The following is a 13,121-nucleotide window of genomic DNA, read 5'->3' as shown; positions in this document are numbered from 1 at the left end:
TGGGAGTACATCTACATGCAATCGACCCAGAAGCCGACTCACGTCCGCTATTTGATCCTGCTCATGCTGTTTCTGGTGACCACGATCAACTATGCCGACCGGGCGACCATCGCGATCGCCGGTTCCAGCCTGCAAAAAGATCTCGGCATTGACGCGGTCACCCTCGGCTATATCTTCTCGGCATTCGGTTGGGCCTACGTGGCCGGACAAATTCCCGGTGGCTGGCTGCTGGACCGTTTCGGTTCGAAAAAGATCTATGCATTGAGCATCTTCACCTGGTCGCTGTTCACCGTGTTGCAGGGATATGTCGGTGAGTTCGGTATGTCCACGGCAGTGGTGGCGCTGTTCATGCTGCGCTTTTTGGTGGGCCTGGCCGAAGCGCCATCCTTCCCCGGTAACGCACGGATTGTGGCGGCCTGGTTCCCGACCGCTGAACGCGGTACGGCTTCGGCGATCTTCAACTCGGCGCAATACTTTGCCACCGTGTTGTTCGCGCCACTGATGGGCTGGATCGTCTACAGCTTCGGCTGGCAGCACGTGTTTATTGTCATGGGCGTGATCGGCATGATCTTCTCGGGGATCTGGCTCAAGGTTATCCACAGCCCGCGCCAGCACCCGATGATCAATGACGCCGAGTTCAAGCACATCGCCGACAACGGCGGTATGGTCGACATGGATCAGGACAAGGGCAAAGGCAAAAAGGTCGACGGTCCGAAATGGGACTACATCCGCCAACTGCTGACCAACCGCATGATGCTCGGTGTGTACCTGGGCCAGTACTGCATCAACGGCATTACTTACTTCTTCCTGACCTGGTTCCCGGTGTACCTGGTGCAGGAGCGTGGCATGACCATCCTCAAGGCCGGTTTCATTGCCTCGTTGCCGGCGATCTGCGGCTTTATCGGTGGCGTGCTCGGCGGAGTGATTTCCGATTACCTGCTGCGCAAGGGCCATTCCCTGACCTTTGCCCGCAAGGCGCCGATCATTGCCGGCCTGCTGGTTTCCAGCAGCATCGTGGCCTGTAACTACGTCGATATCGAATGGATGGTCGTGGGCTTCATGGCCCTGGCGTTCTTCGGCAAAGGCGTGGGCGCACTGGGCTGGGCCGTGGTATCCGACACATCGCCGAAACAGATCGCCGGTTTGAGCGGTGGACTTTTCAACATGTTCGGCAACCTCGCCTCGATCACCACCCCGATCGTTATCGGTTACATCATCAGCAGCACCGGTTCGTTCAAATGGGCGCTGGTGTTTGTCGGTTGCAACGCGCTGGTCGCGGTGTTCAGCTATCTGGTGATCGTCGGTCCGATCAAGCGTGTAGTACTCAAGGAGCCACCAGTGAGCGGCCCTGAAACCAACAACAAATTGTCTCAAGCGCATTCCTGAGGAGCGGCGTCATGCAGTTGATTGAACATTCCGACTCGCCGCGCTACATCCGCCTGCACGAGCGGGACAACGTAGTGATCGTGGTCAACGATCAGGGCGTACCGGCCGGCACCGAGTTTTCGGATGGCCTGGTTACCCTGGACTTCGTGCCACAGAGCCACAAGATCACCCTGGAGGACATTCCCGAGGGTGGCCAGGTGATTCGTTACGGCCAGACCATTGGCTACGCCTTGCAGCCGATTCCACGCGGTAGCTGGGTCAAGGAAGATCAACTGCGCATGCCGACCGCGCCACCGCTGGACAGCCTGCCGCTGTCCACCGAAGTGCCCGCCGCGCAAGCACCGCTGGAAGGCTACACCTTCGAGGGGTATCGCAACGCCGACGGTACCGTTGGTACGCGCAATATTCTGGGCATCACCACCACTGTGCAATGCGTGACCGGCGTGCTGGATCACGCGGTCAAGCGCATCAAGGACGAGTTGCTGCCCAAGTACCCGCACGTCGATGACGTGGTGGCGCTGACCCATAGTTACGGTTGTGGCGTGGCGATTACCGCCACCGACGCCTATATCCCGATCCGCACCGTGCGCAACCTGGCGCGCAACCCGAACCTGGGTGGTGAGGCGTTGGTTATCAGCCTGGGTTGCGAGAAACTGCAGGCCGGACAGGTGATGCACGAGGACGATGCCTCGGTGGATTTGAGCGAGCCGTGGCTGTATCGCCTGCAGGATTCCAGCCACGGTTTTACCGAAATGATCGAGCAGATCATGGCGCTGGCTGAAACCCGTTTGAAGAAGCTCGATCAACGCCGTCGGGAAACCGTGCCGGCGTCCGAGCTGATCCTCGGCATGCAGTGTGGCGGCAGCGATGCGTTTTCCGGGATCACCGCCAACCCGGCCCTGGGCTATGCCTCGGACCTGCTGCTGCGTGCTGGCGCGACGGTGATGTTTTCCGAAGTGACTGAAGTGCGCGATGCGATCTACCTGCTGACCTCGCGTGCGCAAACCAGGGAAGTCGCCCAGGAACTGGTCCGGGAAATGGACTGGTACGACCGTTACCTGGCCAAGGGCGAAGCGGATCGCAGCGCCAACACCACACCGGGCAACAAGAAGGGCGGTTTGTCGAATATCGTCGAGAAGTCCCTGGGTTCGATCGTCAAATCCGGTAGCAGCGCGATCAGCGGTGTGCTCGGCCCTGGCGAGCGATTCAAGGAAAAAGGCCTGATCTTCTGCGCGACCCCGGCCAGCGACTTTGTCTGCGGGACGTTGCAGCTGGCGGCGGGGATGAACCTGCACGTGTTCACCACCGGTCGCGGCACGCCCTACGGGCTGGCCATGGCGCCCGTGGTGAAGGTCTCGACCCGGACCGAACTGGCACAGCGCTGGCCGGACCTGATCGACATCGATGCCGGGCGCATCGCCACCGGACGCGCTTCTATCGAAGACCTCGGCTGGGAGTTGTTCCACTACTACCTGGACGTGGCCAGCGGCAAGAAACAGACCTGGGCCGAGCGGCACAAGCTGCATAACGACATCACCCTGTTCAACCCGGCGCCTATCACCTGATACCGAGTCGCCTGCATCGCGGGCAAGCCTTGCNNCTGTGGGAGCAAGGCTTGTCGAATCGTCGCACCGCCGCGATGACGGACTTCCAGACGCCAAAGTGCCTGGTGGCTTATCATTAGCTAACTAACGACGCTCACCCAAGGTTCTCCCCGGTATGCTGGCAATTTTCCTCGAAACCCTGAACATCACCGCGCCGGTGTTCGCCATGCTGTTTCTGGGGGTGTTGCTCAAGCGCATCGACTGGATCAACGACAACTTCATCCACACGGCGTCGTCACTGGTGTTCAATGTCACCATGCCGGCTTTGCTGTTTCTGGGCATCCTGCATGCCGACCTGCATGCCGCGTTGCAACCAGCGCTGCTGATCTACTTCTCCCTCGCGACCCTGGTGTGCTTTGCCATCGCCTGGGGCTGGGCGATCTTGAAATGCCCGCGGGAAGACCGCGGGATCTACACCCAGGGCGCCTTTCGGGGCAACAATGGAGTGATTGGCCTGGCGCTGGCGGCGAGCATGTACGGTGCCTATGGGATTTCCCTCGGGGCCATTCTCGCAGCGCTGGTGATCCTGTTTTACAACACGCTATCGACCATCGTGCTGGCGGTGTACAGCCCGGTGATCAAGTCCGACCCGTGGAGCATCTGCAAAAGCGTATTGAGCAATCCGCTGATCATCAGCGTGATCGTGGCGGCGCCATTTGCCTACTTCAAGATCGGATTGCCGGGATGGCTGGAGACGTCCGGCCAGTATCTGGCGCAAACCACCTTGCCGCTGGCACTGATCTGCATCGGCGGCACTCTGTCGCTCGCAGCGATGCGTAAAAGCGGCTCAATGGCGCTCAGTTCAAGCCTGGTGAAAATGCTCGGCCTGCCGGTGCTGGCGACGCTGGGCGCGTGGCTCTGGGGCTTTCGCGGGGCGGAGCTGGGGATTCTGTTTCTGTACTTCGGCAGCCCGACCGCCGCCGCCAGTTTCGTCATGGCCCGGGCGGCGGATGGCAACCATGAACTGGCGGCGGCGATCATCGTCATCACCACGCTGATGGCGGCGGTCACCACCAACATCGGGATTTTTTTGTTGCAGTGGGGTGGGTGGATCTAGCTTCAGAATTTTCGGTGTTCTTCAGGGCCTCATCGCGGGCAAGCCTTGCTCCCACAGGATTCGTGTTGTTCGAATAAGTTGTGTCCGACAGAAAACCTGTGGGAGCAAGGCTTGCCCGCGATGGCAATCTCATTGTCACTGCAAATGTTGGGTTGTTACTCCGGCTTCTGATAAGTGTCGATCACTTCCTGCGCCGCCCGAAACGCATCGATCGCCGCCGGCACGCCGGCATACACCGCGCAATGCAGCAGCGCCTCGCGGATCTCTTCCACGGTGCAACCGTTGTTCAGTGCGCCGCGCACATGCCCCTTCAACTCTTGCGGACACTTCAGCGCAGTCAGTGCGGCGAGGGTAATCAGGCTGCGGGTTTTCAATGGCAACCCTTCGCGGTTCCACACTCCGCCCCACGCGTGTTCGTTGACGAAATCCTGCAACGGCTGGGTGAACTCGGTGGCGTTGCCCAGCGCGCGATCGACGAAGGCGTCGCCCATCACTTGGCGACGTACTTCAACGCCGGATTTTTTATTCTCGGTCATGGCAATTCCTTCTTGTGGTGTTGGCGACGCCAGGCGCGCAGTGACGTGAACAGCAGAAACGCCACCAGCGCCGGCAGGACGAAAAACAGCATCAGGTGTTCAAGCTTGCCCGCCAGCGGCATACCGGTGGTGAACGACACCACGTGCAGGCCGTAAGCCAGGTACAAGCCCAAAAACAACAGGCCTTCGGCGCGGGTCACCCGGTAACCGGAATAGAACACCGGCAAGCACAGCGCCGCGACGCCGAGCATCACCGGCAGGTCGAAATCCAGGGCATTGGGCGACACCGACAGTGGCGATGGTGCAATCAATGCGGTGACGCCGAGCACACCCAGCAGATTGAACAGGTTGCTGCCGATCACGTTACCCACCGCGATTTCCCGCTCACCGCGCAAGGCGGCGATCAACGAGGTGGCGAGTTCCGGCAGGGACGTTCCAATGGCGACGATGGTCAGGCCGATGATCCGCTCCGACAACCCCAGTTCGGTGGCGACCGATACCGCCGCGCCCAGCAGCAAATGCCCGGCGTACACCAGTAGCGCGAGACCGACGAAGATCATCAGCAGGCTGCTGATCCACGGCGCCTGCTCGCCTTCGAGGCTGATCGAATGCGGACGAGCCGAGTGCCGGGACTGACGCAGCAGCAAGCCCAGGTACAACACCAGTGCCGCCAGCAAAATCGTGCCGTCGGTGCGGGTCAGCTCTTCGTTCCAGGCCAGCACGAACACCAGCAGGCTGGCGCCGATCATCAGGGGAATGTCCAGGCGCACCAGTTGCCGTGACACCCGCAACGGGATGATCAGCGCTGACAAGCCGAGGGTGACGAGGATGTTGAATATGCTGCTGCCGATCACGCTGCCGACGGCGATGTCGGCGTTATGTGTGAGGGTCGCTTGAAGGCTGACCGCCATCTGCGGTGCGCTACTGCCGAGGGCGACGATGGTCAGGCCAATGATCAGCGGTCGCACATGCAGGCGAGCGGCCAGGCGCACCGCTGCACGCACCATCAGTTCGGCGCCGGCAATCAACAGCGCCAGCCCGCTGAACAATTCGATCACGCTGATCAGGGGTAAATCGGCAAGTCCGAAAATGGTCGGGGCTCCGTGATTCAGTCGTCGAGGGCTTGCACGCGAACCCGTGCGGTGCCGCTCTTGAGCATGCCCAGGCGTGCGGCGGCTTCATGGGACAGGTCGATCAGGCGCCCACGGGTGTGTGGCCCGCGATCGTTGATGCGCACCACGCAGGTTTTGTCGTTGTTCAGATTGGTGACCTTCACCCGTGTGCCGAAGGGCAACTGGCGATGGGCGGCGGTCAGGGAATTCTTGTCGAAACGCTCGCCACTGGCGGTGCGTTTGCCTTGATGTTTGGCGCCGTAATAGGACGCTACGCCAGTCTTGTCATAGCCGTGCGGATCGACGGTTTCGGTGCTGGCGCAACCGGCCAGCAGAGAGAGCAGGGCGCAGGCGCCAAGTAGACGTTTCATTTGAAGGCTTCCAAAAAGAACTGTGGGAGCGAGCCTGCTCGCGAATGCCATTCTGACAGCCAACTTTGTGTTGAGTGCCAAACCCCATTCGCGAGCAGGCTCGCTCCCACAGTAAATGGAGCCAGATCTGAAAGCTGGCTCCATTCTCATCAGCCTTCGAGCTTGCTTTTGAGCAATTCGTTGACCTGTTGCGGGTTGGCCTTGCCTTTGGAGGCTTTCATGGCCTGGCCGACGAAGAAGCCGAACATCTTGCCGCGCTTGGCTTCGTCTGCCGCGCGGTACTGTTCGACCTGTTCGGCATTGGCCGCGAGCATTTCGTCCAGCACCGCCGAGATCGCGCCGGTGTCGGTCACTTGCTTGAGGCCGCGCTTGTCGATGATCTCGTCCGCACTGCCTTCGCCGTTGGCCATGGCTTCGAACACCACCTTGGCGATCTTGCCGGAGATGGTGTTGTCCTTGATGCGCAGCAGCATGCCGCCCAATTGCTCGGCGGAAACCGGCGATTCTTCGATGTCCAGGCCTTGCTTGTTCAGCAGGCTGCCCAGTTCAACCATGACCCAGTTGGCCGCCAGTTTGGCGTCGCCGCCAATGCTCGCGACTTTCTCGAAGTAATCGGCTTGCTCGCGGCTGGTGGCCAGGACGCTGGCGTCATAGACCGACAGACCGAATTGCGCCTGGAAACGCTCGCGCTTCTGCGGTGGCAATTCCGGCAGGGTGGCGCGTACGTCATCGAGGAAGGTGTTTTCAATCACCACCGGTAGCAGGTCCGGATCGGGGAAGTAACGGTAGTCGTTGGCTTCCTCCTTGCTGCGCATCGGACGGGTTTCGTCCTTGTTCGGGTCGTACAGGCGCGTCTGCTGGATCACCTTGCCGCCGTCTTCGATCAACTCGATCTGACGCTGGATTTCGCTGTTGATCGCCTTCTCGATGAAACGGAACGAGTTGACGTTCTTGATCTCGCAGCGGGTGCCGAACTCGACCTGGCCTTTCGGACGGATCGATACGTTGCAGTCGCAACGCAGCGAACCCTCGGCCATGTTGCCGTCGCAGATGCCCAGGTAACGGACCAGCGCATGGATCGCCTTGACGTAAGCCACGGCTTCCTTGGCGCTGCGCATGTCCGGCTCGGAGACGATTTCCAGCAACGGCGTGCCGGCACGGTTCAGGTCGATGCCGCTGGCGCCGCTGAATTCTTCGTGCAGGCTCTTGCCGGCGTCTTCTTCCAGGTGCGCGCGGGTGATGCCGACGCGTTTGACCGTGCCGTCTTCCAGGGCGATGTCCAGGTGCCCCTTGCCGACGATCGGCAATTCCATCTGGCTGATCTGGTAACCCTTCGGCAGGTCCGGGTAGAAATAGTTTTTACGGGCGAACACGTTGTGTTGGCCGATCTCGGCATCAATCGCCAGACCGAACATCACCGCCATGCGCACCGCTTCCTGGTTCAGCACCGGCAATACGCCAGGCATGCCCAGGTCGATCAGGCTGGCCTGAGTGTTCGGCTCGGAACCGAAGGTAGTGGAACTACCGGAAAAGATTTTCGACCGGGTGGTGAGCTGGGTGTGAATCTCCAGCCCGATCACGACTTCCCATTGCATGTGTGTCTCCTCAGAAGCCGGTTGGGGTGCGGGTGTGCCAGTCGGTGTTCAACTGGTACTGGTGCGCAACGTTTAGCAAGCGGCCTTCCTGGAAATACGGGGCGAGCAGTTGCACACCCACCGGCAGGCCATCGACAAAACCTGCTGGCATGGACAAGCCCGGCAGACCCGCGAGGTTGGCGGTGATGGTGTAGACGTCTTCCAGGTACGCAGCGACCGGGTCGCTGTTCTTGGCGCCGAGCTTCCAGGCCGGGTTCGGCGTGGTCGGGCCGAGGATGATGTCGACCTCATTGAAGGCAGCCATGAAGTCGTTCTTGATCAAGCGACGAATCTTCTGCGCCTTCAGGTAGTAGGCATCGTAATAACCGGCGGACAGCGCGTAGGCGCCGACCATGATCCGGCGCTGCACTTCAGGCCCGAAGCCTTCGCCACGAGAGCGTTTGTACAGGTCGATCAGGTTGACCGGGTTTTCGCAGCGATAGCCGAAACGCACACCGTCGAAACGCGACAGGTTGGAAGAGGCTTCCGCCGGGGCGATCACGTAGTACGCAGGGATCGCGTGCTGCATGTTCGGCAGGCTGATTTCCTTGACCACGGCACCGAGCTTTTCCAGCTCCTTGACGCTGTTGTGGATCAGATCGGCGATGCGCGGATCGAGACCTGGGCCGAAGTACTCTTTAGGTACGCCAATGCGCAGGCCTTGCAGCGAGCCGTTCAGGCTGGCGCTGTAGTCCGGCACGGGCTCGTCGATGCTGGTGGAGTCATTTGGATCGAAGCCGGCCATACCTTGCAACAAAATTGCGCAGTCTTCGGCGGTGCGAGCCAACGGGCCACCTTGGTCGAGGCTGGAGGCGTAGGCAATCATGCCCCAGCGCGATACACGACCGTACGTCGGTTTCAGGCCGGTGAGGTTGGTCAGGGCGGCGGGCTGACGAATGGAGCCGCCGGTGTCGGTGCCGGTGGCGGCAGGCAACAGACGAGCGGCAACCGCAGCGGCCGAACCGCCCGACGAACCGCCTGGAACGTGTTCCAGGTTCCACGGGTTTTTCACCGCGCCGTAGTAGCTCGACTCGTTGGCCGAACCCATGGCGAACTCGTCCATGTTGGTCTTGCCCAGGGTCACGGCCCCGGCAGCGGCCAGCTTGGCGACGACGGTGGCGTCGTACGGTGCCTTGAAGTTGTCGAGCATCTTCGAGCCGCAGCTGGTGCGGATGCCCTGGGTGCAGAACAGGTCTTTGTGGGCGATCGGCGCACCCAGTAGCGCGCCGCTCTCACCCTTGGCGCGGCGTGCGTCAGCGGCTTTCGCCTGCGTGAGCGCCAGGTCCTCGGTGAGGCTGATGAAACTGTTGAGCTGTGGATCGAGCTGGGCGATGCGCGCCAGCAGGACTTTGGTCAGCTCTTCGGAGGAAAACTTTTTATCGGCGAGTCCGCGGGCGATCTCGGCCAGAGTCAATTGATGCATTGCAGGCTCTTTCCCTTTAGTCGATGACTTTCGGAACCAGGTACAGGCCGTTTTCGACCGCTGGTGCGATGGACTGGTAAGCCTCGCGGTTATTGGTTTCGGTCACGACGTCCGCACGCAGGCGCTGGCTGGCTTCCAGTGGGTGGGCCAGCGGCTCGATGCCGTCGGTATTGACCGCCTGCATTTCGTCGACGAGCCCAAGAATGCTGTTGAGGGCCGAAGTGATGTGTGGAAGATCGGCTTCATTGAGGCCAAGGCAGGCCAGATGAGCGATTTTTTCCACGTCGGAGCGTTCTAGCGCCATTGGGATTCTCCAGTGGAAAACAAGACGGACGGCGTCCGTGTGTTAGATTGTCGGAACACTACCGCACTTCTACGGTCATAAGGCCGCGATTGTGGGGCTTGGTGCACAGAAAAGCGGCCAATTTAACATATTGGCGCCTTGCCCAAAATCCCTGTCGTTGTTAGAGTTTGCCGCACTTTTTTACCCACGCGTTGCCTAGGGTCCCTTTCCCATGTTCAAGAAACTGCGTGGCATGTTTTCCAGCGATCTTTCCATTGACCTGGGCACTGCCAACACCCTTATTTACGTGCGCGAGCGCGGTATCGTCCTGAATGAGCCATCAGTTGTGGCCATTCGGACACACGGTAACCAGAAAAGTGTCGTTGCTGTCGGCACCGAAGCCAAGCGCATGCTTGGTCGTACGCCGGGCAACATTGCTGCCATTCGTCCGATGAAGGACGGCGTGATCGCCGATTTCAGCGTCTGCGAAAAGATGCTGCAGTACTTCATCAACAAGGTTCATGAAAACAGCTTCCTGCAGCCTAGCCCTCGCGTGTTGATCTGCGTTCCGTGCAAATCCACCCAGGTTGAGCGTCGCGCCATCCGTGAATCGGCCCTCGGTGCCGGTGCCCGTGAAGTGTTCCTGATCGAAGAGCCAATGGCCGCTGCGATCGGTGCCGGCCTGCCGGTTGAAGAAGCTCGCGGTTCGATGGTCGTGGATATCGGTGGTGGTACTACCGAAATTGCCCTGATCTCCCTGAATGGTGTGGTTTACGCCGAATCCGTACGGGTTGGCGGCGACCGCTTCGACGAAGCGATCATCACCTACGTGCGTCGCAACTACGGCAGCCTGATCGGTGAATCCACCGCCGAGCGCATCAAGCAGGAAATCGGTACGGCCTACCCGGGCGGCGAAGTGCGTGAAGTCGACGTGCGTGGCCGTAACCTGGCCGAAGGCGTTCCACGCGCATTCACCCTGAACTCCAACGAAGTGCTGGAGGCTCTGCAAGAGTCCCTGGCGACCATCGTTCAGGCTGTGAAGAGCGCTCTGGAGCAATCGCCTCCGGAACTGGCTTCCGATATCGCCGAGCGTGGCCTGGTACTGACCGGTGGTGGCGCCTTGCTGCGTGACCTCGACAAGTTGCTGGCCCAGGAAACCGGTCTGCCGGTGATCGTCGCCGAAGACCCGTTGACCTGCGTTGCTCGCGGCGGTGGCCGTGCATTGGAAATGATGGACAAGCACACCATGGATCTGCTCTCCAGCGAGTAAGTCGCCGGATCGCCTCCATGCTGTTGAGCGCGCAGGCGGCACTTTGCAGTGCTGCCTGTTCGCGTTTATCTTCTGTCAGTCTGCATCCAGGCCGGATTGCTGCCGTATGAATAAACAGAACATTTGCCTGGGAGGAGCGGCTTATTAAACCGCTTTTCACCAAGGGCCCTTCACTGGGCGTGCGCCTGTTGGTGCTGGTCGTGTTATCGATCGCGCTGATGGTGGTCGATGCCCGTTTCAGTCTGCTCAAGCCTGCACGCAGCCAGATGTCGCTGGTGCTGATGGACGCCTACTGGATCACCGACCTGCCCGGACGATTGTGGGATGGCGTTGCCAGTCAGTTTGGCAGCCGGACCGAACTCGTCGCCGAAAACGAAAAACTCAAGACCGAAAACCTGTTGCTGCAGGGGCGGATGCAAAAGCTCGCCTCCCTGACCGAGCAGAACGTTCGGCTGCGCGAGTTGCTCAACTCTTCTGCACTGGTCAACGAAAAGGTTGAAGTGGCCGAATTGATCGGCATGGACCCCAACCCGTTCACCCATCGCATTATCATCAACAAAGGTGAGCGTGACGGGGTGATCCTCGGTCAGCCGGTGCTCGATGCCCGTGGCCTGATGGGGCAGGTGGTCGAGTTGATGCCCTATACCTCCCGGGTCTTGTTGCTGACCGATTCCACCCACAGCATTCCGGTGCAGGTCAACCGCAACGGCTTGCGGGCGATTGCCAGCGGCACCGGTAACCCGGAACGCCTCGAACTGCGTCACGTGGCGGATACCGCCGACATCAAGGAAGGCGACCTGCTGGTCAGCTCTGGCCTCGGTCAGCGTTTCCCGGCGGGTTACCCGGTGGCCACGGTCAAGGAAGTGATACATGACTCCGGCCAGCCGTTCGCCATTGTTCGCGCGGTGCCGACCGCTGCCTTGAATCGCAGTCGTTACCTGCTGCTGGTGTTCAGCGATGGCCGCACTGCCGAAGAGCGTGCGAACGACGCCGCGCAGGCTCAGGAGTCTCTGGATGCGCAAGGCGGTGGGCCAATCATCCCGGCGACCGTGCCCAAGCCTGCGGTGGTTCCGGCGGCCGCTGCGACGCCAGCTACTCCAGCTGTCTCGACACCTGCTCCGGCAGCAGCCCCGGCCAAGCCTGCCGCCGCACGTCCTGCCGCTTCCAAACCGCCTGCGACTGCCCCGGCGGCCAAGCCTCCAGCAGCGCAACCCGCGAAACGTGTTGCCAAACCGCCTGTCGCTGAGCCGGCTACCACTGGGAGGCAAGAATAATGGTCGGTGTCAAAGCCTCGCGAAATGGCTGGATCGTCTGGTTGACGTTTGCCGTCGGCATGCTGCTCAGCGTTTCGCCGCTCCCGCAATTCATGGAAATCCTTCGCCCGCTGTGGCTGGCCTTGCTGCTGGCGTTCTGGGCGTTGACCCTGCCGCAGAAAGTCGGGATGGTTACCGCGTGGTGCCTGGGGCTGGCTGAAGACGTGCTGTATGGCACGTTGCTGGGCCAAAACGCATTGATCCTGACTCTCATCACCTACCTGGTGCTGGCGCTGCAACAACGCCTGCGGATGTTCCCGATGTGGCAGCAGAGCCTGGTGATCCTGGTGATCTTCGGCCTCGCTCAGTTGGTTCAACTATGGCTGAGCGCCCTGACCGGCAATCGTCAGCCAACACTGGCACTGGTATTGCCGGCTCTGGTCAGCGCGTTGCTCTGGCCCTGGATCAGCTACGGTTTGCGCGGATTGCGTCGACGCTACAAAATCAATTAATTGGGTCAGGCATTTGCCCGAACTTGGACAGAGGGAGATGTCTTGATGAAACGGCTGTATCTTGCCTCTGGTTCGCCGCGTCGGCGTGAACTGCTCACGCAGATCGGCGTGCCATTCACCGCCATCAGTGCGGACATCGATGAAACCCCTCTGACTCATGAATCCCCCTCGGCCTACGTCGAACGGCTCGCGCGTGGCAAGGCTGCGGCCGGGCGCGATTCGGTGGTGAGCGACGATTCCTTCTGTGTGCTGGGCGCTGATACCGCCGTGGTGCTCGACGGCAAAATTCTTGGCAAACCGGTTGATGAAGCCGACGCTTGCGCCATGCTGAAGATGTTGTCCGGTAAAGAACATGAAGTCCTGACGGCGATTGCGCTGCTCGACGGTGAACGCTGCGAGTCGCGGGTGGTGCGCAGTGTGGTGCGTTTTCGCCCCATCGGCAGCGATGAGGCGGCGGCCTACTGGTCAAGCGGCGAGCCTCAGGACAAGGCGGGTGGTTATGGAATTCAAGGATTGGGTGCGGTGTTTGTCGCCGGGCTCGATGGAAGCTACTCGGCGGTGGTTGGACTGCCGCTGTGCGAAACCGCGGAACTGCTCGGCCATTTCGGCATACCCTGTTGGCAAACCCATAACGCGCGCTAAGCGTCGTACTGACCAGATGCGGCCATTATCGTGAACAT

Annotated in this window: 13 protein-coding genes; 7 read left to right on the top strand and 6 right to left on the bottom strand. The window is 60.6% G+C overall.

Going from position 1 to position 13,121, the window contains the following annotated elements:
* Window positions 1–15: 15 nt before the first annotated feature.
* The 3 genes from GPL81_RS26800 (at window position 16) to GPL81_RS26790 (ending at window position 4,047) form a co-directional block, all read left to right on the top strand.
* Window positions 16–1,386: an MFS transporter gene (locus GPL81_RS26800; protein WP_160109155.1), complete on the top strand. Its 1,371-nt coding sequence runs from the start codon at window positions 16–18 to the stop codon at window positions 1,384–1,386.
* A gap of 11 nt (window positions 1,387–1,397) precedes the next feature.
* The gene (gene garD / locus GPL81_RS26795; RefSeq protein ID WP_160109154.1) at window positions 1,398–2,951 is read left to right on the top strand and encodes a galactarate dehydratase; all 1,554 of its coding nucleotides are present in this window, start codon (window positions 1,398–1,400) and stop codon (window positions 2,949–2,951) included.
* 154 nt (window positions 2,952–3,105) lie between these two features.
* Window positions 3,106–4,047, top strand: coding sequence for an AEC family transporter (locus tag GPL81_RS26790; RefSeq protein WP_160109153.1), 942 nt, complete (start codon window positions 3,106–3,108; stop codon window positions 4,045–4,047).
* A gap of 155 nt (window positions 4,048–4,202) precedes the next feature.
* Here GPL81_RS26790 and GPL81_RS26785 read toward each other — a convergent pair whose 3' ends face one another.
* The 6 genes from GPL81_RS26785 to gatC all read right to left on the bottom strand — a co-directional run bounded on the left by GPL81_RS26785 (window position 4,203) and on the right by gatC (window position 9,427).
* On the bottom strand, window positions 4,203–4,583 hold the full coding sequence (locus GPL81_RS26785; RefSeq protein WP_057398868.1) for a carboxymuconolactone decarboxylase family protein: 381 nt from the start codon (window positions 4,581–4,583) through the stop codon (window positions 4,203–4,205).
* On the bottom strand, window positions 4,580–5,641 hold the full coding sequence (locus GPL81_RS26780) for a calcium/sodium antiporter (RefSeq protein ID WP_160109152.1): 1,062 nt from the start codon (window positions 5,639–5,641) through the stop codon (window positions 4,580–4,582). Before GPL81_RS26780 ends, GPL81_RS26785 begins: the two co-directional genes overlap by 4 nt.
* Window positions 5,642–5,691: 50 nt before the next feature.
* The gene (locus tag GPL81_RS26775) at window positions 5,692–6,066 is read right to left on the bottom strand and encodes a septal ring lytic transglycosylase RlpA family protein (protein WP_160109151.1); all 375 of its coding nucleotides are present in this window, start codon (window positions 6,064–6,066) and stop codon (window positions 5,692–5,694) included.
* Between the two features lie 149 nt (window positions 6,067–6,215).
* Window positions 6,216–7,661, bottom strand: coding sequence for an Asp-tRNA(Asn)/Glu-tRNA(Gln) amidotransferase subunit GatB (gene gatB, locus GPL81_RS26770; protein WP_096513459.1), 1,446 nt, complete (start codon window positions 7,659–7,661; stop codon window positions 6,216–6,218).
* Window positions 7,662–7,671: 10 nt separating this feature from the next.
* Entirely contained in the window at window positions 7,672–9,123 is a 1,452-nt protein-coding gene (gene gatA, locus GPL81_RS26765) for an Asp-tRNA(Asn)/Glu-tRNA(Gln) amidotransferase subunit GatA (RefSeq protein WP_160109150.1), read from the bottom strand.
* A gap of 16 nt (window positions 9,124–9,139) precedes the next feature.
* Window positions 9,140–9,427 (bottom strand): Asp-tRNA(Asn)/Glu-tRNA(Gln) amidotransferase subunit GatC, encoded by a 288-nt coding sequence (gatC, locus tag GPL81_RS26760; protein WP_077045271.1) that lies wholly within the window; start codon window positions 9,425–9,427, stop codon window positions 9,140–9,142.
* Window positions 9,428–9,638: 211 nt separating this feature from the next.
* On the opposite strand from gatC, the gene mreB reads away from it, so the two are divergent.
* The 4 genes from mreB to GPL81_RS26740 all read left to right on the top strand — a co-directional run bounded on the left by mreB (window position 9,639) and on the right by GPL81_RS26740 (window position 13,083).
* Entirely contained in the window at window positions 9,639–10,676 is a 1,038-nt protein-coding gene (mreB, locus tag GPL81_RS26755; protein ID WP_002555108.1) for a rod shape-determining protein MreB, read from the top strand.
* Between the two features lie 143 nt (window positions 10,677–10,819).
* Window positions 10,820–11,950, top strand: a complete 1,131-nt coding sequence (mreC, locus tag GPL81_RS26750) for a rod shape-determining protein MreC (RefSeq protein ID WP_160109230.1) — start codon at window positions 10,820–10,822, stop codon at window positions 11,948–11,950.
* Window positions 11,950–12,441, top strand: a complete 492-nt coding sequence (gene mreD / locus GPL81_RS26745; RefSeq protein ID WP_160109149.1) for a rod shape-determining protein MreD — start codon at window positions 11,950–11,952, stop codon at window positions 12,439–12,441. Before mreC ends, mreD begins: the two co-directional genes overlap by 1 nt.
* Window positions 12,442–12,486: 45 nt before the next feature.
* Window positions 12,487–13,083 (top strand): Maf family protein, encoded by a 597-nt coding sequence (locus tag GPL81_RS26740; RefSeq protein ID WP_160109148.1) that lies wholly within the window; start codon window positions 12,487–12,489, stop codon window positions 13,081–13,083.
* Window positions 13,084–13,121 lie beyond the last annotated feature (38 nt).

The organism is Pseudomonas izuensis (assembly GCF_009861505.1).
Classification (GTDB): domain Bacteria; phylum Pseudomonadota; class Gammaproteobacteria; order Pseudomonadales; family Pseudomonadaceae; genus Aquipseudomonas; species Aquipseudomonas izuensis.
The sequence above is the reverse complement of the archived record's forward strand: the minus strand, read 5'-3'. Positions and strand labels throughout refer to the sequence as shown.

Coding starts and splice junctions, on each gene's coding strand:
- gatB (WP_096513459.1), bottom strand. CDS start 7,661: ATGCAATGGGAAGTCGTGATCGGGCTGGAGATTCACACCCAGCTCACC.
- GPL81_RS26740 (WP_160109148.1), top strand. CDS start 12,487: ATGAAACGGCTGTATCTTGCCTCTGGTTCGCCGCGTCGGCGTGAACTG.
- GPL81_RS26790 (WP_160109153.1), top strand. CDS start 3,106: ATGCTGGCAATTTTCCTCGAAACCCTGAACATCACCGCGCCGGTGTTC.
- garD (WP_160109154.1), top strand. CDS start 1,398: ATGCAGTTGATTGAACATTCCGACTCGCCGCGCTACATCCGCCTGCAC.
- GPL81_RS26800 (WP_160109155.1), top strand. CDS start 16: ATGCAATCGACCCAGAAGCCGACTCACGTCCGCTATTTGATCCTGCTC.
- mreB (WP_002555108.1), top strand. CDS start 9,639: ATGTTCAAGAAACTGCGTGGCATGTTTTCCAGCGATCTTTCCATTGAC.
- mreD (WP_160109149.1), top strand. CDS start 11,950: ATGGTCGGTGTCAAAGCCTCGCGAAATGGCTGGATCGTCTGGTTGACG.
- GPL81_RS26785 (WP_057398868.1), bottom strand. CDS start 4,583: ATGACCGAGAATAAAAAATCCGGCGTTGAAGTACGTCGCCAAGTGATG.
- gatA (WP_160109150.1), bottom strand. CDS start 9,123: ATGCATCAATTGACTCTGGCCGAGATCGCCCGCGGACTCGCCGATAAA.
- GPL81_RS26775 (WP_160109151.1), bottom strand. CDS start 6,066: ATGAAACGTCTACTTGGCGCCTGCGCCCTGCTCTCTCTGCTGGCCGGT.
- gatC (WP_077045271.1), bottom strand. CDS start 9,427: ATGGCGCTAGAACGCTCCGACGTGGAAAAAATCGCTCATCTGGCCTGC.